At 32.6% G+C, this 19897-nt stretch carries 19 protein-coding genes; 14 read left to right on the top strand and 5 right to left on the bottom strand.

Annotated features, from left to right (window positions below):
* Positions 1–7: 7 nt before the first annotated feature.
* From QO182_RS07465 to QO182_RS07430, 8 genes are all read left to right on the top strand, one after another.
* Positions 8–934 (top strand): aspartate carbamoyltransferase catalytic subunit, encoded by a 927-nt coding sequence (locus QO182_RS07465; RefSeq protein ID WP_371560781.1) that lies wholly within the window; start codon positions 8–10, stop codon positions 932–934.
* A 64-nt stretch (positions 935–998) separates the two neighbouring features.
* Complete coding sequence (locus QO182_RS07460) at positions 999–1331, top strand: ribonuclease Z (RefSeq protein WP_371540603.1); 333 nt, start codon at positions 999–1001, stop codon at positions 1329–1331.
* A 58-nt stretch (positions 1332–1389) separates the two neighbouring features.
* Entirely contained in the window at positions 1390–2295 is a 906-nt protein-coding gene (locus QO182_RS07455; protein WP_371560779.1) for a ribonuclease Z, read from the top strand.
* A 98-nt stretch (positions 2296–2393) separates the two neighbouring features.
* Positions 2394–3038: a pyridoxamine 5'-phosphate oxidase gene (pdxH, locus tag QO182_RS07450; protein ID WP_371540599.1), complete on the top strand. Its 645-nt coding sequence runs from the start codon at positions 2394–2396 to the stop codon at positions 3036–3038.
* A 458-nt stretch (positions 3039–3496) separates the two neighbouring features.
* On the top strand, positions 3497–4000 hold the full coding sequence (locus QO182_RS07445; RefSeq protein WP_371540598.1) for a CAP domain-containing protein: 504 nt from the start codon (positions 3497–3499) through the stop codon (positions 3998–4000).
* Positions 4001–4480: 480 nt separating this feature from the next.
* Positions 4481–4984 (top strand): CAP domain-containing protein, encoded by a 504-nt coding sequence (locus QO182_RS07440; RefSeq protein WP_371540596.1) that lies wholly within the window; start codon positions 4481–4483, stop codon positions 4982–4984.
* 491 nt (positions 4985–5475) lie between these two features.
* Positions 5476–6024: a DUF1697 domain-containing protein gene (locus tag QO182_RS07435; protein WP_371540594.1), complete on the top strand. Its 549-nt coding sequence runs from the start codon at positions 5476–5478 to the stop codon at positions 6022–6024.
* A 443-nt stretch (positions 6025–6467) separates the two neighbouring features.
* A complete protein-coding gene (locus QO182_RS07430; RefSeq protein WP_371540592.1) occupies positions 6468–6926 on the top strand; it encodes an SRPBCC domain-containing protein in 459 nt (152 codons plus the stop codon).
* A 126-nt stretch (positions 6927–7052) separates the two neighbouring features.
* Here the strand turns inward: QO182_RS07430 and QO182_RS07425 are convergent, their stop codons facing one another.
* Positions 7053–7793 (bottom strand): diphthine--ammonia ligase, encoded by a 741-nt coding sequence (locus QO182_RS07425; RefSeq protein ID WP_371540591.1) that lies wholly within the window; start codon positions 7791–7793, stop codon positions 7053–7055.
* 219 nt (positions 7794–8012) lie between these two features.
* Here QO182_RS07425 and QO182_RS07420 point away from each other — a divergent pair, with 219 nt between their 5' ends.
* Positions 8013–10073 carry a M1 family metallopeptidase gene (locus QO182_RS07420; RefSeq protein WP_371560777.1) on the top strand — a complete coding sequence of 687 codons (2061 nt, stop codon included), beginning with the start codon at positions 8013–8015 and terminating at the stop codon, positions 10071–10073.
* Between the two features lie 83 nt (positions 10074–10156).
* Positions 10157–11056, top strand: a complete 900-nt coding sequence (locus tag QO182_RS07415; RefSeq protein WP_371540588.1) for a patatin family protein — start codon at positions 10157–10159, stop codon at positions 11054–11056.
* A 2-nt stretch (positions 11057–11058) separates the two neighbouring features.
* Here the strand turns inward: QO182_RS07415 and QO182_RS07410 are convergent, their stop codons facing one another.
* The gene (locus QO182_RS07410) at positions 11059–11580 is read right to left on the bottom strand and encodes a hypothetical protein (RefSeq protein WP_371540586.1); all 522 of its coding nucleotides are present in this window, start codon (positions 11578–11580) and stop codon (positions 11059–11061) included.
* Positions 11581–11718: 138 nt separating this feature from the next.
* On the opposite strand from QO182_RS07410, the gene QO182_RS07405 reads away from it, so the two are divergent.
* From QO182_RS07405 to QO182_RS07390, 4 genes are all read left to right on the top strand, one after another.
* Positions 11719–12486 carry a sulfite exporter TauE/SafE family protein gene (locus QO182_RS07405; protein WP_371540583.1) on the top strand — a complete coding sequence of 256 codons (768 nt, stop codon included), beginning with the start codon at positions 11719–11721 and terminating at the stop codon, positions 12484–12486.
* 252 nt (positions 12487–12738) lie between these two features.
* Positions 12739–13989 carry an MFS transporter gene (locus tag QO182_RS07400; protein WP_371540581.1) on the top strand — a complete coding sequence of 417 codons (1251 nt, stop codon included), beginning with the start codon at positions 12739–12741 and terminating at the stop codon, positions 13987–13989.
* 241 nt (positions 13990–14230) lie between these two features.
* A complete protein-coding gene (locus tag QO182_RS07395) occupies positions 14231–16564 on the top strand; it encodes an ATP-dependent helicase (protein ID WP_371540578.1) in 2334 nt (777 codons plus the stop codon).
* Between the two features lie 74 nt (positions 16565–16638).
* Positions 16639–17259, top strand: a complete 621-nt coding sequence (locus QO182_RS07390; protein WP_371540575.1) for an L-threonylcarbamoyladenylate synthase — start codon at positions 16639–16641, stop codon at positions 17257–17259.
* A 260-nt stretch (positions 17260–17519) separates the two neighbouring features.
* On the opposite strand, the gene QO182_RS07385 is transcribed toward QO182_RS07390, so the two are convergent.
* From QO182_RS07385 to QO182_RS07375, 3 genes are all read right to left on the bottom strand, one after another.
* The gene (locus QO182_RS07385; protein ID WP_371540573.1) at positions 17520–18353 is read right to left on the bottom strand and encodes a flagellar motor protein MotB; all 834 of its coding nucleotides are present in this window, start codon (positions 18351–18353) and stop codon (positions 17520–17522) included.
* A gap of 71 nt (positions 18354–18424) precedes the next feature.
* Complete coding sequence (locus QO182_RS07380; RefSeq protein ID WP_371540570.1) at positions 18425–19411, bottom strand: glycosyltransferase family 2 protein; 987 nt, start codon at positions 19409–19411, stop codon at positions 18425–18427.
* A 9-nt stretch (positions 19412–19420) separates the two neighbouring features.
* Positions 19421–19867 (bottom strand): type I restriction enzyme HsdR N-terminal domain-containing protein, encoded by a 447-nt coding sequence (locus tag QO182_RS07375; protein ID WP_371540568.1) that lies wholly within the window; start codon positions 19865–19867, stop codon positions 19421–19423.
* Between the last annotated feature and the right edge of the window lie 30 nt (positions 19868–19897).

Genomic DNA, 19897 nt, shown 5'->3' with positions numbered 1-19897 from the left:
TAAAAGAATGAAAGAATTAAGCGTAGATCATTTATTAGGTATAAAATATATTAATAAGAGTGATATTGACCTTATTTTTGAAACAGCCGATCATTTTAAAGAAGTCATTAATCGTCCTATTAAGAAAGTACCTTCTTTACGAGATATTACCATTGCCAATATATTTTTCGAAAATAGTACCCGAACAAAACTGTCTTTTGAACTGGCACAAAAACGATTATCTGCAGATGTTATTAGTTTTTCGGCAGCACAGTCTTCTGTAAAAAAGGGAGAAACTCTAATCGATACGGTCAACAATATTCTTTCTATGAAAGTGGATATGGTGGTCATGCGTCATTCTAATCCAGGAGCAGCTTACTTTTTATCTAAAAATGTAAAAGCAAGCATCATAAATGCCGGTGACGGTGCACATGAACATCCTACCCAAGGACTATTGGACAGTTACTCAATTAGAGAAAAACTGGGAGAAGTAGGAGGTAAGAAGGTGGTTATAGTTGGTGATGTATTGCATTCGAGAGTAGCATTGTCAAATATTTACGCTTTGCAAATGCAAGGAGCAGAGGTCAAGGTTTGCGGACCCAAAACTCTAATTCCAAAACACATAGAATCACTGGGAGTGACTGTAGAACCTAATTTACGTAAAGCACTAGAATGGTGTGATGTTGCCAATATGTTACGTGTGCAAAACGAACGTATGGATATAAATTATTTTCCATCAACCAGAGAATATGCACAACAATATGGGGTTGATAAAACTTTATTAGATTCCTTAAGTAAGGAAATTGTAATTATGCATCCAGGACCGATAAACAGAGGAGTAGAGATTACTTCTGAAGTGGCAGATTCTCACCAATCGGTTATTTTAAATCAAGTTGAAAATGGTGTAGCAATAAGGATGGCGGTAATCTATCTTTTGGCTTCAAAAATTCAGTAATATAAAAAAGTAATATAAAAAAGGTAGTAACTTAGCTAGATAGTAATTCTGAAAACCCAGAACAATGAAAGTAGATCAAAAAGGCCACACAATCACAATTAAAGATACGCAAGATGATTTTACTTCTTTTTTAATGAAAGTAACGCATCAATATAAAACCTACGAAAAACATAATATCATAATCGACCTTTCGCATGACAAAGACTTAACGGTAAATGATATTAAATTATTTTTGCCGTTGTCGAAACAACATAAAAAAGCAAAAAAATCTTTTATAATAGTTGTCTCCGATTTGGATTATAATGCTGTTTCTGATAAACTAGCTGTTGTGCCCTCTTTACTAGAAGCACATGATATTATTGAAATGGAAGAGATTGAAAGAGATTTGGGTTTTTAAGCATATTTATTTCTTAATGGATAACTTATCCTAATGTTTTTAATTGAAACCCATAATTTTGAAAATAACAATATTAGGCTGTTATGCAGCCACTCCCCGCACATTTACTAATCCTACTTCGCAAATATTAGATATTAAGAACCGACTGTTTCTAATTGATTGTGGAGAAGGTACGCAAGTACAATTGCGTAAAAATAAAATTAGGTTTTCAAAAATAAACCATATTTTTATTTCGCATTTACATGGAGATCATTTTTTTGGATTGATAGGTTTAGTATCGACATTTACATTACTGAATCGAAATACAGATTTACATATCTATGGACCAAAAGGAATCAAGGAAATTATAAAATTACAACTACGATTAGCCAATTCATGGACTAATTATGGCTTGCATTTTCATGAACTAGAATTAAATGAAAGCGAAATCATTTTCGAAGATGATAAAGTGTTAGTACGAACAATTCCTCTGAAACATCGCATTTATACCAATGGTTTTCTATTTGAGGAAAAAATTGATAAAAGAAAGCTGAATACGGATGCCGTTCAAAATTATGAAATTGACAAATGTTATTTTCAAAATATTAAAAACGGGAAAGACATTACTTTAGATGATGGAAGGATTATTGAAAATGCTCAATTGACATTCGATCCAATACCTCCAAAGAGTTATGCTTTTTGTTCAGATACAGCCTATAATGAGGCTATAATTCCAATAATAAGTGGGGTAGATGTGTTGTATCACGAATCAACATTCTTAGAATCAGAGGAAACGCTTGCAGCAAAAACAATGCATTCCACGGCAAAGGAAGCGGCAAAAATTGCTTTGAAAGCGAAAGTGAAGCATTTAATTTTAGGCCATTATTCTACCCGTTATGAAAATATCAATCTTTTTAAAGAAGAAGCGGAAACTATTTTTCCTGAAGTCCTATTAGCTGACGACGGACAAAGTTTTGATTTTTAAAGGAGGCTCCTCCGTTTTATAAATTAACATGAACACCCTTATTTTAAATTTTTACAACCGCATAATTTAACAATAAGATAATCTTAAAATAATAAGAAATGCAAGATTTAAGTAATTATAGAAAGTCGTATGAAAAGAGCGAGTTATTAGAGTCGTCTATTCCAGAAGATCCAATAAACCTTTTCAACAGATGGTTTCACGAAACAGAGGATTTTGGAGGAAGTGAAGAAGTAAATGCAATGACTGTCGCTACGGTAGGTTTGGATGGATTTCCAAAATCTCGGGTGGTGTTATTAAAAAAATTCACGGAGGAGGGTTTTATATTTTATACCAATTATAATTCAGAGAAAGGAAAAGCTATTAAAGCGAATCCTAAAATATGTCTTTCTTTTTTCTGGCATAGTATGGAGCGTCAGGTTATAATAAAAGGGACAGCGCAGAAAACTGCAGAGAATATTTCAGATAATTACTTTGATTCAAGACCTGAAGGAAGCAAGTTGGGGGCCATAGTCTCTAATCAAAGCGAGGTTATCCCTTCGCGCGCTTATCTTGAAGAAAATTTAAAACAATTAGAAGCAGATTTTGACAGCATGGTAATTCCAAGACCTAAACATTGGGGTGGTTTTTTAGTGATTCCCACTGAAGTTGAATTTTGGCAAGGAAGAGCTAATCGCCTGCATGATAGAATACGATATACTAGCCAGGAGGATTTCTCTTGGAAAATAGAAAGACTATCTCCTTAATGCAAGAAAAAGATAGAACCAAAATGTAATGAAGATTTAGTTTGCAAAGCTACTGTTGATGGGATTATATCCACCTAAAGCGCTGCTGATTGAACAAATTAGTTTAATCTTAATAATTCCTTTTAATATAACATAATGCTGCCTCTGTAGAAGAGGTGGCATTTTTTATGTTTTAGAAACAATCTTATTTTATAGTTGTGTAGTTTACATCAAAAATATTTTAATTTTTACGTTAGTAAAGAAGTAACTTTTGGAAAGAGTATTAATTTATAGTCCCCAAAATTTTATCCTAAAAGTAAGAAAAATAACAATAATTAAATATTAATATGTAGTTCGTCGGAGTTTATGTGTTTTTAAACTGATTTATATGTATGTTTGAAAAAGAATTAGAACACAAATTAAATACAATATTAAAGAAGTTTGCCCCACAATCTACTTTAAACTTAAACTACTGAATTATGAAAAGAAATTTACTAAGAACAATATTGTTAACAGCAGTTATATTCACTTTAAATTCTTGTTCATCTGATTCTTCTGAATCAGCGACAGTAGAAGCAAAATCAGAAGTAGTAGTTAGTTATACCTACAGTGCTAGTGAATTAGAAACAATGAAATTAATAAATGACTATAGAGTTAGCGTTGGTTTAAGTGCATTAGAAAAAATTAATTTCATCTCTGTTAAATCAGAAGGACATGATAATTATATGATCTCTAATAATGTAGTTAACCACGATGGTTTTGTAGATCGTTCAGAAAACATTATAAAAACATTAGGTGCTAAAACAGTAGGAGAGAATATAGCATATAATTATAGTACACCTCAAGCAGCATTAACTGCTTGGTTGAATAGTGCAAGTCACAAAGAAAATATAGTTGGTAATTTTACTCACTTTGGAATTTCAATTAGAGAAAATCCTGAAACAGGTAAAAAATATTATACTAACATATTCGCAAAAATATAATTGGTTTAGTTTTTAAACTAGAGGCTGTCTTCCCCCAAGTCACAGCCTCTTTTTTTTGTTTTAGAAATTAACATTTCATTACATTTTATCTGCTATTTATGTAATCCAATCGAAGTTTAGCTTTTAAACTAATCTGTTCTTAGGTTTAATCAATTATTTCTCAAATATAGAATGCTATAGTCGGTTTGTAAAAACGATTGTATTGGACCTTAGCTTGTTATAGATATTTGCTATTCTATTTGTGCTAAAATGGGCTGTTTTTGTTAAAGGTTTCGCTTTTGTAATTCATTTATTTTTTGGGTTTTAATTATCATAAAAGTAAGTTAAATAAGATGTTTTAAATCGAAATATGTATTTCATCTATTTTATTGTGTATTTTAACGTAATTGTGTGTATGTTTGAGAAGAATTGAATCACAAATTAAATACAACATTAAAGAAGTTTGCCCCACAATCTACTTTAAACTTAAACTACTGAATTATGAAAAGAAATTTACTTAGAACAATATTGTTAACAGCAGTTATATTCACTTTAAATTCTTGTTCTTCTGATTCTTCTGAAACAGCTTCAGTAGAAGCAAAAAAAGATGTGGTAGTTAGTTATACTTACAGTGCTAGTGAATTAGAAACAATGAAATTAATAAATGACTATAGAGTAAGTGTTGGTTTAAGTGCATTAGAAAAAATTAATTTTATCTCTGTTAAGTCTGAAGGACACGATAATTATATGATCTCAAATAATGTCGTTAATCATGATGGTTTTGTAGATCGTTCTGAAAATATTATCAAAACGTTGGGAGCAAAAACAGTAGGCGAAAATATAGCATACAACTATAATACACCTCAAGCAGCATTAACAGCTTGGTTGAATAGTCCAGGTCACAAAGAAAATATAGTTGGTAATTTTACTCACTTTGGAATTTCAATTAGAGAAAACCCTGAAACAGGTAAAAAATATTATACTAACATATTTGCAAAAATATAATTAGTTTATTTTTTGAAATTAGAGGCTGTCTTCCCCCAAGTCACAGTCTCTTTTTTTATTTTAGGAGGTGAGAAAATATTGTTTTAATCCTATTCCACATCTTATTTGATTATTGCTTCTGCTAAGCAGGAAACTTCAATTTCAAAGGGTCATATCTTCTTATTTTCTTCAGCCTATCAGAGAGTAAATTAGCCTTAATTTACTTATAATTAATCCTTCTACATTTTAATTTTTACGAATGCTTAGAGCTTTTTGTGCTCTAGCGAAAGGATACTAGAATCGAACTGAAATTTTATATTGGATTGAAGATTCTATTTTGACTTTTTATGTTAGATTCGCTAATCATTTGATGTTGCATAATTAAAGATTACTCTATGATTTCTTCGTTACTTTTTTAGTTTTTGCAGATACATTTATTTCATTTATGAAATAAGATATTGTATAATTCGATATAAAGACAATATCTTTGGAAGATTCAAAATAAATATAAAATGACAACCCATCTCGCACTGCTTCGTGGCATCAATGTTTCCGGTCACAACATGATAAAAATGGACGCACTAAAAACAACTTTAGAAAACATTGGTTTTACAGAGGTTCAAACGTATATCCAGTCAGGAAATGTTTTTGTAACCACAGAAGAAGAAAATGCCGCCAAAGTGGGTTTTATTATCAAGCAAGAAATTTTTAAAGTTTTTGGAGGTGATGTGCCGGTGATTATTCTCAATGTAGGAGATCTTAAGGCCTGTTTCTCTAACAATCCATTTTTGAAGGAAAAAGAAGTAGACACTAAGAAATTATATGTTGCTTTTGTTTCTAAAGAGCTTCGTTCTGAGAATATCAATGATTTGAAAATTAGCCAATTTAAACCTGATGAAGCGCATCTGGATGGCAATAGGATTTTTATTAAATATGCTGTAGGAGCTGGAAAAACCAGGCTTGATCAAAAATATATAGAAAAGAAATTAAATCTTACAGCAACAATTAGAAACTGGAATACGGTGACGCAGTTGTTGAAAATGTATGAGGAAATAGCTTAGGTTAAAAAGAGTTTTTAGATATCAACAAACTGCTAATTCGCAAATACTATTCTTGTATTTTGTGGATCAGCAGTTTTTTTGTAATAGACAATCTTAAAAAAAAGAGACATTAGTATTCGATATCTTATAATAATATTTGAGTTATTGTGGATTTTTTGTTTTAAATTTATATTCAAATGGTTTAATATTTTATTGTGTAAAATGGGTATATCTAGACTATTAAATTTTATATTGATTATTAATAGCCAATTCATTAAAGCGAAATATACTGAATGGTACACATTGGAAAAAATCTAATAATGAAAATTTAATTGCTTTGTTAGGCGGTTGTAGTTTGATAGTTATTGATAAGTCAAAATTTATGCAACTAATGTATTTTTTTTGGTATACAATGCATATTTAACTTTCAGGAAAAGAAGAAGAGAAATCTAAATAACAATAGTATGGAATCAAGTACGAAAACAATTATTTCAGTAGAAGCTATAATTGATGCGCCAATCGAAACGGTTTGGAAAAACTGGATTTCGCCTCAGAATATTGTTATGTGGAACGCATCTTCCAAGGATTGGCACACCACTTGTGCAGAGAATGATTTGCGCCTGGGTGGGGAATTCTGTTATCGAATGGAAGCCAAAGACGGTAGTGCGAGTTTTGATTTTAAAGGAAAATATGAGTACGTTCATACGCATGAACAAATTTCTTATACTGCAGATGATGGCAGAAAAGTAAAAATAATGTTTACAAAAGAGAAGTGTAAAACCAAAGTCGTGCAATTATTCGAAGCAGAAAATGAAAATCCTATTGAATTTCAGAGAGAAGGATGGCAGGCCATCTTGAACAGTTTTAAAAATTATGTAGAAATGCATCTTCGAGAAATAAGTTTTTCAAAATGGAAATTCTAAAAACAATTTTGTGTTGAGAGTCCTATTTTTCGACAACAAAAAAAAGAGCACCTTAAAATAGTAGGGATTAACTCATTTAGATAAAAAACACAAGTAATTCAAAGCTTCTTAAACTTAGCAGTTTTATTATGGCTGTTCATCTAAAAGATCACAATACCAAAATCCGTAATCAAACACATCAGTTGCATCGGTATCACAAGCGGTGTTTGAAGAGCTTTCTTTTGGTTTTTCATATTTTCGATACACGATTTCACCAACTTCAAAAGCAATGGGTTTTGAAAAAATTGGGCCGTCAAAAGTGAAGGTATGAAACTCGCCATTTTCACCACAAACATCTACATTTTTTGGTAAATCATTGATGAAGTCCTGATCAATCACTCTTCCTACAAAAGTTTTGTCGAGAAAACGTTCATTGACACAAACGACAATGGTTTTAAAGCCTAACCCTATGAATTCCTGTATCAAATCATGTGTTGGTACTTTCCATAGTGGAAAAACGCCTTCAAATCCCATAGTGGCTAATTTGTCCTCCCTATATTTACGCAGGTCTTCTAGGAAGATATCGCCAAAAATAGAATGAGTTATGCTTTTATTTTTTAATTTTTCCAGTGTTTCGTGCATCACATTTTCGTACACTTCCATAGTTGGCATTTCTGGGATTTGCATGATTTCCAGAGGTAAACCAATACTTTTAGCTTGTTGTTCTAATAATTCTATACGAACACCATGCATGGAAACACGTTGAAATTGTTGGTTGACGCTAGTTAGCAAACAACTGATTTCATATTCAGAATTTTGTAGCGTTTTATAAAGGGCTAAAGCAGAGTCTTTTCCGCTACTCCAGTTAAATAAGGCTTTCTTTTTCAATGTGATTTTATTCTAAATTTCTTTTGGCAAACTTACAAAATTAGTTCTGTTTTATCCTGAATCCTTTGTGATACAGTATATGTTTATAAAATATAGGCGAAAAAAATCGGACTATTTTAAAACGATACCGGCAGTATACTAGTCCCGATAACTATCGGGAAAATTAAATAATAAATATAATTAGTATAACTTTGGCTTTTACTTATTAAATTTCATTCAATGAAATACCTGTTTCTTTTACTCTCTACATTGGCTTTCGCCCAACAGACAAAATTTGTTGATTTTAAGTCGGTCTCTGCTCAATTAACTTTAGATACAAAAGACAAAGCTGTTGCGGGTTCCGTTAATTATTGGTTTGATGTACTAAAACCAATCGACACCATAAAAATTGATGCCCAAAACATGAGTTTTACAGTCGTGAAATTGAATAATAAAATTGTTCCATTTATAAACACAACACAACAATTACAGATTATTTTTCCGTTTAAAAATGGTAAAAACGAAATTAGTTTTGAATATACCGCCACACCAAAACAGGCTTTGTATTTCGTAGGTTCTTCAACGTCAGATGATTTGCAAATTTGGACGCAAGGACAAGGGAGATATACTAGCAATTGGTTTCCGAGTTTTGACGATGTAAATGAAAAAGTCATTTTTAATATAGAGTTGGCTTTTGATAAAGACTATCAGGCAATTTCAAACGGAATATTGAGCGATAAAATAACGAGCAACAACACTACTTTATGGCAATACAAGATGGAAAAACCCATGAGTTCTTATTTGTTGATGCTTGCCATTGGTAAATTTGATAAGTACACAGAAAAAACAAAATGCGGAACTAACTTAGAATTATACTTGGAGCATAAGGATGCAGATAGGTATGAAACTGCTTACCGCTATTCCGTTAAAATATTTGATTTTCTAGAGAAGGAAATAGGGGTGAAGTATCCTTGGAAAGTATATAAACAAATTCCGGTTCGTGATTTTCTATATGCCGGAATGGAAAATACTTCGGCAACACTATTTTCAAATAGGTATGTGGTTGACTCGACTGGCTTTGAAGATCGCAATTACATTAATGTCAACGCACATGAACTAGCGCATCAGTGGTTTGGGGATTTAATCACTGCCGAAAGCGGAAAGCACCATTGGTTGCAGGAAGGATTTGCGACTTACTATGCTTCACTAGCAGAACGAGATATCTATGGAGATGACTATTTTTATTCTAAATTATATGAAACGGCGCAGCAAATTAAATATGCGTCCAGAACAGATACAATTCCGGTTCTAAATGAAAAAGCTAGTTCCTTAAGTTTTTATCAAAAAGGGGCTTGGGCTTTGTTCGTTTTACATGAAGCAATTGGCGATAAAGTATTTAAGAAAGTAGTACGCAACTACTTAGAAAAACATTCTTTTCAAAATGTAAAAACGCAGGATTTCTTTGATGAAGTGAATAAATTTTCTGATTTTGATACAGATAATTTTAGTAAAGTATGGCTTGAATCTACGGTTTTTAATGAAAAGGAAATCAACGAGTTGTTAAGTAAAAATAAAACCGCAAAATTACTATTAGAATTGGATAAATTAAAGAAAACTCCATTGTCAGGGAAAGTAGGGTTTATGGCAGAAATCCTTCAGTCTGACGCTTATTATACAGTGAAAGAAGCAGTCGTTAATCAGCTTAGAAATGAAACATTTAAGGCTAAAAAGCAGTTGTTGGAGTTGGCTCTAGCGACTAATAATGTGCAGGTTCGCCAGGCAGTTGCCGCTACAAATTCAACGATTCCTGAAGATTTTAGAATACAATATCAAAGCTTATTAAGCGACAAATCATATCAGACGCAAGAGATAGCTTTGTTTTATTTATGGAATAATTTTCCAGAACAACGCTCCGCTTATGTGGAACAATCCAAAGACTGGGTTGGCTTTAGCGATCATAACTTAAAAACATTATGGCTGTCACTTGCATTGTCTACTCCGGAATATGAGGCAGATAAAACAGCTCTAATTGCAGAATTGATTAATTATTCATCATCCAATTACGAAGCAATCACACGTCAAAAAGCTTTGGAAAAACTAATTGGCTTTCAACTTATTAATGATGCTGTTTTAAAGAATTTAGTAAATGCTACCACACATCATATGTGGCAGTTTTCTAAATTTGGAAGAGACAACATCAGAAAGTTGTTAAAAGATAAAGAGATGGTACTTTCATTTGAAAGAATTTTGCCTGAATTAGATGAAAAAGAACGGTTTCAGTTGAGTCGGTTGCTAAATTAATAGTACTTTTAGTTAATGAATGGTGCGCAAGGACTATAAAAAAGCTTGTGTCAATTTTCATGTTATATTTAAAAACAAATTCTATGAGGGCATTGGTGATTTCTGGAGGAGGGAGCAAAGGGGCGTTTGCTGGAGGTGTCGCACAATATCTTTTAGAAATAAATAAAAATAAATATGATATTTTTATTGGTACTTCAACTGGAAGTTTACTTATTCCGCATCTCGCCCTAAATAAAACAGAAAAAATAAAAGAGATATTTACTTCTGTAAATCAAAGAAGTATTTTTAATAGGCTACCTTTTTTTGTAAAGTATGTGAATGGCGGATTTCATGTTTCGATTAGTCATGTCAATGTTTTATTGAATCTCATTCGAGGAAGTAAAACATTTGGCGAAAGTTATAATTTGAGAAAATTAATTCGAAAATCCATAACCGTTGAAGAGTTTGAAGAATTAAAATCTGGAAACAAGGAAATTATTATTACGGTATCCAATTTAAGTAAAAATGCAGTAGAATATAAGTCGTTAAAAGACTTTGATTATGCTGAGTTTTGCGATTGGATTTGGATTTCATGTAACTACCTTCCTTTTATGAGTTTAGTAAAAAAAAACGACTGTGATTATGGCGATGGTGGCTTTACCAATCTGGTTCCAATTAGAGAGGCCATCGTCCGTGGTGCAACAGTAATTGATGTCATTATCTTGAATACAGAAGTAAACATTCAAAAAAAAATCATCAGTAGTAATCCCTTTTCATTATTGATTAATTTATTTGGGACTGTCTTGGAACAGGTTAAAAAAAAGGATATTGCCCTAGGAATCTTAGCTTCAAAACATAAAGATGTAACTTTAAATTTATTTTACACACCGACCCATCTTACTGATAACGCACTGTTCTTCAATAAGGAGGAAATGCATAAATGGTGGCAGGAAGGCTATGATTATGCGCTGAATAAAAGTGGGATCATGAGTGATTTAAAATAATCTTACCACAATTCACCCACTTCATTCTTGATAAAAGCCAATGCAGCACTACTGGGAGATGGTTTCTCCAGTAAATCACTGATAACAGCTTCTCGCAAACCATCTGCATTCATTACCTTTTCGTTTTTTGCAGCCAAACGGATCATTTGGATGGTGGCATTTTTGGCAGTAACGATAATGGACCAGCATTTTTCTGAAATATAGATTTGTTGGGCTAAATTATGTTCAAACTCTTGCTCTATTTGTGCAATTACAAAATTGCGGTATTCATCTTTGTCTTGTGAAAGTGGAGAGATTCTAACCATCAATTGTGAAGGGTTAATACGCTCCATCAACAAAGTCATGCGTTCATAAGCCTGTAAACGAAGTGGTAACATTGCTGATTGATTGTCTTTTTGCAACATCCAGCGTCTGTTATTTTGCTGATCTTTGAAATGAGCATCAAATAAATAGTAGGCAACAGCACCAGTAATTAATGATGGGATAGTATATGCGATTATTTCTGTGATAGATGTTGTGTCCATTTATATTTTATTTAGAAAAACAAAAATATACTTTTTGATTTAATTAGTCCATATTTATAGTGCAATTTAGGAATGGTAGGGCTATTTTTGCAAAAAAAATATAGGTTTGATTTTTGACCTATTGAATTATATTTATAGATGGAAACTTACATCATTGTTCTACTTTGCGTAGCTGCTTTTGCGGCAGGTTTTATTGATGCTATTGTTGGAGGCGGAGGATTGGTTCAAACTCCAGTAGGTTTGATTTTATTACCTAATTTACCTGTTTCAACCGTTATTGGAACCTTAAAAATACCAGCTTTTAGCGGAACTTCTTTTGCGGCCTATCAATACCTAAAAAAGGTAACAATGAACTGGCGTTTGTTATTGATTATGGTTGCTGTAGCCATGCCTTCGGCTTTTGCAGGTTCAACTTTACTGACGTATATGAGTAACGATTTTATGAAGCCATTGTTGTTGTTTATTCTGTCGCTACTAGCTATTTATACTTATGCAAAGAAGAATTTTGGCCAGCATGTTGCTAAAGATCTATCTGAGCGAACGCAAATTTTAAATGCTATTTTGATTAGTTTTATTGTTGGTTTTTATGATGGATTCATTGGTCCGGGAACTGGAAGTTTTTTTGTTGTAGCCTTTATTGCTTTAATGGGTTTTGATTTCCTTCACGCTTCCGCGAATGCGAAAATGGTGAATCTAGCGACTAATTTTGGTTCTATTTGCCTATTTATGTTGAAAGGGAAGATAATTTGGGCAATTGCCATACCAATGGCAGCCAGTAACGCAGTTGGTGGATGGTTAGGTGCAAAAGTTGCAATTACAAAAGGAAATGGCTTTATCAGAATATTCTTTCTAGTAATTGTTGTGGGTACGTTAATTCGGTTTGCTTACGATGTGTTTTGGAAATAATTTAAGCTTTTTTCACTATCGGTAGTGATTCTTTTTTTTAATTCAGAATAATAGTCTGTTTTGACTACATAGAATTTATAGGATGAGTTGGGAATAAATTGGCGATAGTAAATTGAACTCTTTAAGCCAACACTGTTTAAAAAGGTATTTTTTTACTACATGATTGCTTCAAAGTAAAATATAGTGGGTCGTTTCTTTTTCTAGAATGTAATCTAGGAATGGTTGTTATGTTGATGAATAATTAAGAATAAAATGAAAGTTAAAAAAGAAGTTAAATTATTAGGCGAAAAAAATAAATCAATTGCGACTATTCTGGCTTTCGCATTAGTGCCGCTTTCAGGTTTGGCTACTGATGTTTACTTACCGTCTATGCCTCAAATGGGGATTTCGTTACACACAAGCGCGAGTAATATACAGCTTACATTAATGCTATTTTTGGTTAGTTACGGTTTGACTCAAATTGTAGCGGGTAGTTTATTAGATATTTATGGTAGATATCGCATGTCTATACAGGCCTTGTTCGTATTTGTTATAGCAAGTTTAGTAATAGCTACTACTGATAGTATTTGGGTAATTTACATCATGCGGATTCTACATGGAATTTCTGTTGCCTTTATAGTTGTTGCCAAACGCACTTTTTTTGTCGATGTTTATGAAGGAGATAAACAAAAAAACTATCTCAGTATCATTACCATTGTTTGGTCTGTAGCCCCTATTATTGCTCCTTTCATAGGAGGATATTTGCAACATGGATTTGGATGGCGTTCAAATTTTTATCTTTTGGCAATCTTTGGTTTTTTGATGCTAATTTTAGAACTTATTTTTTCCGGTGAAACCTTAAAAATTAGAAAAAAAATACAATTGACAGAAATAAAGAACAGTTATTCTGAAATGTTACAAAAAAAGGATTTCAGGTATGGCTTAATGATGTTAGGTGTCTCATATGGTACGGTTATGTTTTATGGACTTACAGGACCTTTTATTTTGGAACATGAACTGGGCTACTCTGCAATTGTAACGGGTTACGTTTCATTAGGACTGGGACTTGCATGGATGTCAGGTGGATTTATAAGTAAGGCATTAAATAAAAAAGCGCTATTACCTAAACTAAGAGTGGCTAATTATATACAATTTGCTGTTGTTTTGATAATGATCGTTACAGCTCCATTTCTTAGTAATATATTTACTTTAACTATTTTTGCCTTTTTAATTCATATTGCGGCAGGTTTTACTTTTAGTGTTTATTTCCCGTACTGTTTGAGTAGTTTTCCTAAGTATGCTGCTACAGCAGGAGGCCTGACAGGAGGTGTAACCTATGTTTTTACTTCTTTTTTTAGTTATGGGGTCGCTTATCTTGTTCATGCAAAAACACAAATAGAATTAGGGACGGGGTATTTGTTATTGGTTTTTGTAGGCTTTTTTATTTTAATGGTTATTGGAAAGAATTTTAAAATAGAAAAAAAGACACAAGAAAGATTAAATTCTTTAAAATTAGAAAACTAACTAAAAGATATTGATTTAGGAGAATTGAATTTGGCAAGGAATCCAAAATTAACAGAAATTAATCGATATGAATTTATGACTTTTTAGTTTAAAATTTTAGGTAACGGAATTCATCCATAACTCTACTTTTAGACTTAATGCTTTTTTATTTGGAATTTTAATAGAATAAGTACTCCTGAGTTTGATTTAAAACTCCTTTTTAATTCTTAAATTCTTATTTTTGCATAAATAGAAAATTTTCATGCAAAAATACATTTCCCAACTTAACGAAGCACAACGCGAACCAGTATTGCAAAAAGACGGCCCCATGATTATTATCGCCGGTGCAGGTTCAGGTAAAACGCGTGTTTTGACGATACGTATTGCTTATTTAATGCATCAGGGAGTGGATGCATTCAATATTTTATCGTTGACTTTTACAAACAAGGCAGCACGTGAAATGAAAAAACGTATTTCTGATATTGTAGGTTCTAGCGAAGCTAAGAATCTTTGGATGGGAACGTTTCACTCTGTGTTTGCTAGAATTTTGCGTTCGGAAGCGCACTTATTAGGATACCCGTCAAATTTTACGATATATGATTCCCAAGATTCGCTACGAGCTATTTCTGGAATTATAAAAGAAATGCAACTAGACAGGGACGTTTACAAACCCAAACAAGTTCTAAGTAGGATTTCCAACTTTAAAAATAGTTTGATCACTGTAAAAGCCTATTTCAATGACCGTGACTTGCAAGAAGCGGATGCGATGTCTAAAAAACCTCGTATGGGTGAATTGTACCAAAACTATGTAGATAAATGTTTCAAGTCGGGAGCGATGGATTTTGATGATTTATTATTAAAAACCAATGAACTATTAACACGTTTTCCAGAAGTTCTAGCGAAATACCAAAACCGTTTCCGTTATATTCTTGTAGATGAGTACCAAGATACAAATCACTCTCAATATTTAATTGTTAGAGCATTATCAGATAAATTCCAAAATATATGTGTGGTAGGTGATGATGCGCAAAGTATTTATGCGTTTCGTGGTGCTAACATCAATAATATCTTGAATTTTCAGAAGGATTACGAAGGCGTTAAAACCTTTCGTCTGGAACAAAATTACCGTTCGACAAAAAATATTGTGGAGGCGGCAAATACAATCATCGATAAGAATAAAACTAAACTGGATAAAATCGTTTGGACAGCCAATGATTTTGGCCCTAAAATAAAAGTACACCGCAGCATGACAGATGCGGAAGAAGGTCGTTTTGTTGCTGGAACGATTTTCGAACAAAAGATGCAAAACCAAATGAACAATGGTGATTTTGCTATTTTATACCGTACCAATGCACAATCGCGTGCGATGGAGGATGCACTTAGAAAAAGAGATATTCCGTATAGAATTTATGGAGGTTTGTCTTTTTACCAAAGAAAAGAAATAAAAGATGTGCTGTGTTATTTGCGATTGGTAATCAATCCGAAGGACGAAGAAGCATTAATGCGCGTGATTAATTATCCGGCACGAGGCATAGGAAATACCACGATTGAAAAATTATTGGTAGCAGCTAATCACTACAAAAGATCCATTTTTGAAGTGATGCAAAACATTGACAAAATTGACTTGAAACTGAACTCGGGAACTAAACAAAAACTACTTGATTTTGTTACGATGATTCAAAGTTTTCAGGTGATAAATGAAAACCAAGATGCTTTCTATTTAACGGATCATGTTTCTAAAAAAACAGGATTGGTTCAAGAATTAAAGAAAGATGCCACGCCGGAAGGAATGGCAAAAATACAAAATATAGAAGAGTTATTAAACGGAATCAAAGACTTTACCGAAGGACAAAAAGAAATTGATGGTGCCCGTGGTGCCTTATCTGAATTCATGGAAGATGTGGCTCTGGCGACTGATTTAGATAAAGACACCAGCGATGAAGACCGTGTGGCATTGATGACAATACATTTGGCAAAAGGACTGGAATTCCCACATGTTTTTGTTGTGGGAATGGAAGAAGATCTGTTTCCAAGTGCGATGAGTATGAGTACTAGAAGTGAACTAGAGGAAGAACGTCGTTTATTCTACGTGGCGCTAACGCGTGCAGAGCATCAGGCTTACTTAACCTATGCACAATCACGCTACCGTTGGGGTAAATTGACAGATAGTGAGCCTTCCCGTTTTATTGAAGAAATAGACGGACAATATTTAGAGTATCTTACCCCGGCCGAAAATAATTACCGTTATAAACCCATGATTGACAGCGATATTTTTGGGGATGTGGATAAATCCAAATTGCGTTTGGCTAAGCCAGCTAATGGAACACCTCCAGTACAAGTTAAGGACAGTGATCCTAAATCTGAAATAAATATTCGTAAATTAAAGCCTGTTGCCGGAAAATCTGCATCAGGAGGCGCTAATTTGTTTGACAATAAATTAGTTGCTGGAAATATTGTAATGCACGAACGTTTTGGAAAAGGGGAAGTATTAAACTTAGATGGAGTGGGAGCTGATAAAAAAGCGGAGATCAAATTTGATGTTGGCGGTATAAAAAAATTATTATTGCGTTTTGCAAAATTGGATATAATCGGATAATTTTTTTTTAAAAGTTTATAGTTGTTGATATAACGAACTTTAGACTTTACATTTTAAAACTTTAAACAAAAAAAATGGCACAATTTATAAAAATATACCCAGATAAACCGAACGAAGCGGCTATTGCCAAAGTAGTTAAGGTTTTAAAAGATGGTGGTTTAGTTATTTATCCAACTGATACGGTGTATGGGTTGGGATGTGACATTACCAATACGAAAGCTTTAGAACGCATCGCTAAGATAAAAGGAATCAAGTTAGAAAAAGCTAATTTTTCATTCATTTGTCATGATCTAAGCAATATTTCTGATTATGTTAGGCAAATAGATACGGCAACTTTTAAACTCTTAAAAAGAGCGTTGCCTGGACCGTATACTTTTATTTTACCGGGAAATAATAACTTACCTAAAGAGTTCAAGAAGAAAACAACAGTTGGAATTCGTGTGCCTGATAATTCTATAGCTTTGGAAATTGTTCGCCAATTAGGGAATCCTATTGTTTCTACATCCATTCGAGATGACGATGATGTAATTGAATATACTACAGATCCTGAGCTCATTTTTGAAAAATGGCAAAATCTAGTTGATATGGTAATTGACGGTGGTTATGGTGATAATGTGGGTTCTACGATAATTGATTTATCAGGTGATGAACCAGAGGTAATTCGCGAAGGAAAAGGAAGTCTGAATATTCTATAAGATAGCGATTATTTAGATAATATTTGAACATATTATATTAATTTTTATCTTTGCTTAAAATTGCAACTAAAAAATAAAGAGATGTTATTCTTAATTAATATTTAATTGGTTATTAAAAAAGTATTAGGGATACATAAAAGCAGGCCAATTGGCCTGCTTTTTCTTTTTAAATATATAGCAAAAAAAAAAACGTTCCGAATTTCGGAACGTTTTTCTGTTTCTGTAATTTGAATACTCAAACTACATTATGAAATTTAAAACTATTGTTTTTGGCTTTTCATTTCTTTTTCAATCATTTCGTAGAATTGATCAATTTTTGGCAATACAACGATACGAGTTCTTCTGTTACGAGCTCTGTTTTCAGCAGAATCATTTGCTACTAACGGAATGTAAGAACTTCTACCTGCAGCGATTAATTGTGCTGGGTTAACTCCTAACTCATTCGTTAGTACACGAATAATTGAAGTAGAACGTTTCACACTTAAATCCCAGTTGTCAAGTAATATGTTGTTACCAATGTAAGGTACGCTATCAGTATGACCTTCAACCATACATTCGAAATCTGGTTTGTCATTTACTACTTTAGCAACTTTAGCTAAAACTCCTTTTGCTTTATCAGTTACAGTATAGCTACCGCTTTTAAATAACAATTTATCAGCAATAGAGATAAATACAACTCCTTTTTCAACATTAATTTCAATATCTGGATCATTAAATCCAACTGATCTTTTTAGACTTGTAACTAAAGCAAGTGTAACACTGTCTTTTTTAGTTAACGCATCTTGCATTCTAGTTATTTTTAAATCTTTTTCTTTAATAGACTCTAATGCTTTTTCAATGTTTTCAGCACCTTTAGTAGTCAATACAGTCATATCTTTTGAAGTACTGATTAACGTCTGGTTATGTTCTTTTAAACCTGCAACTGTAGCTGTAAGACCCGCTTTGTCTTCTAAGCAAGAATTTAATTTTACGGTACAAGTGTTTAATAAATCTTGAGTTTCCTTGTTTCTCGCCTCTAGATCAGTATATTTCTTCTTAGAAACACAAGAGGTTAAAAGGGCTAAAACGGATAAGGCAATTACAATTTTTTTCATAAATTTAATGTTTAGTGAATTACAAATTTAGTTTTAATAAAGTTAATAAAATATACAATTTAATGTTAAAGTCAATTAACAAAGACCTTGCCACTATTTGCGTAGTATTGGAAAACGATACTTTTGATGTTATAGTATTTTTTTGTGTGAAAATCACCTCTTTTTTTGTAAGTTATTGAAAATAAAGTGTAAAAAGAATAATGAGCTTTTAAAATAGCTAAAAAATGTGAAAATTTTCCTTTGAAAATAAATTGAATTCCTGCGATTCCATCTAAAATCATTCGACTAAATAAAACACCATATAAGTTTTCCTTAGGTACGTTTTTGGTTAACATTAGTAATGAATTTCTGAAGTTCAAATAGGTTTTCTTAGGGTTGCCCTGTTGTAAGGTGGCTCCGCCTACATGATACACTAACGATTTGTAATTATACTTTATGTTGTATCCCTTATTGATAGCGCGCCAGCACAGATCGATTTCCTCTTGATGGGCAAAAAAATCATTGTCAAACCCGTGAAGTTCTTTGTAAACATAACTTCTGATGAAAAAACATGCTCCTGAAGCCCAAAATATCTCTCTTTCATCATCGTATTGTCCTTTGTCTTCTTCAATAGTTTCAAAAAGGCGCCCGCGGCAATATGGATATCCATATTTATCAATGAAACCACCTGCAGCTCCAGCATATTCAAAGTACTTTTTATTCTTAAAATCTAATATCTTAGGTTGTACAATAACGGTTTGTGGTTCGTTTTTAAAAGTATCGATTATGGGTGATAACCAGTTTTGTGTAACTTCTATGTCAGAGTTTACCAATGCATATATTTCGGCATCAATATGTTTCAGTGCTTCATTATATCCTTGAGCAAAACCATAATTATCAACATTTTTTACAATTTTTACACTAGGGTAGTGCTGTTCCACAAAAGAGATGGACTCATCCGTAGAAGCATTATCTGCCACATAAATCGTGGCTTCAGGGGAAAATGCTATTATCGAAGGTAAAAATTGCTCTAATAATTGTACACCATTCCAATTAAGGATAACGACTGCTATATTCATTTTGATTATTTAGATAGTATATTCTGGAAGTTCAGGTAAAAATTGGTATTTCTCATTTTCGAAATCCATTTGGCAAAAGTAATGATTCATTCCGTTGGTTAACATCAAATATTCCGCGTTCATAGTCATATTGTAACGGGCAATTTGGTCAAACGTAGTTTGGGCAATTTTTATTTCAGGAGCTTTGCATTCGATTAAGATGCATATTGAGCCATCAGAGTTAAATACTACTACGTCATATCTTTTTCGTAATCCGTTGACTTTAAGTACTTTTTCTACATTAATCAGGGATTTAGGATATTTTTTTTCTTCCAATAAAAACCGAACAACGTGCTGACGAACCCATTCCTCTGGAGTGAGAACGATAAATTTTTTCCTGATGTCGTCAAAAATAGACACTTTATTTTCGCTATTTTTGAAGCGCCAAGTATAAGAAGAAAAATTCAATTGCTGCATCAGGCAAAAATAATTAAAATGTTTAAAGTT

This window comes from Flavobacterium sp. Arc2, from assembly GCF_041431385.1.
Classification (GTDB): domain Bacteria; phylum Bacteroidota; class Bacteroidia; order Flavobacteriales; family Flavobacteriaceae; genus Flavobacterium.
This window is presented reverse-complemented; position numbering and strand designations above follow the sequence as displayed.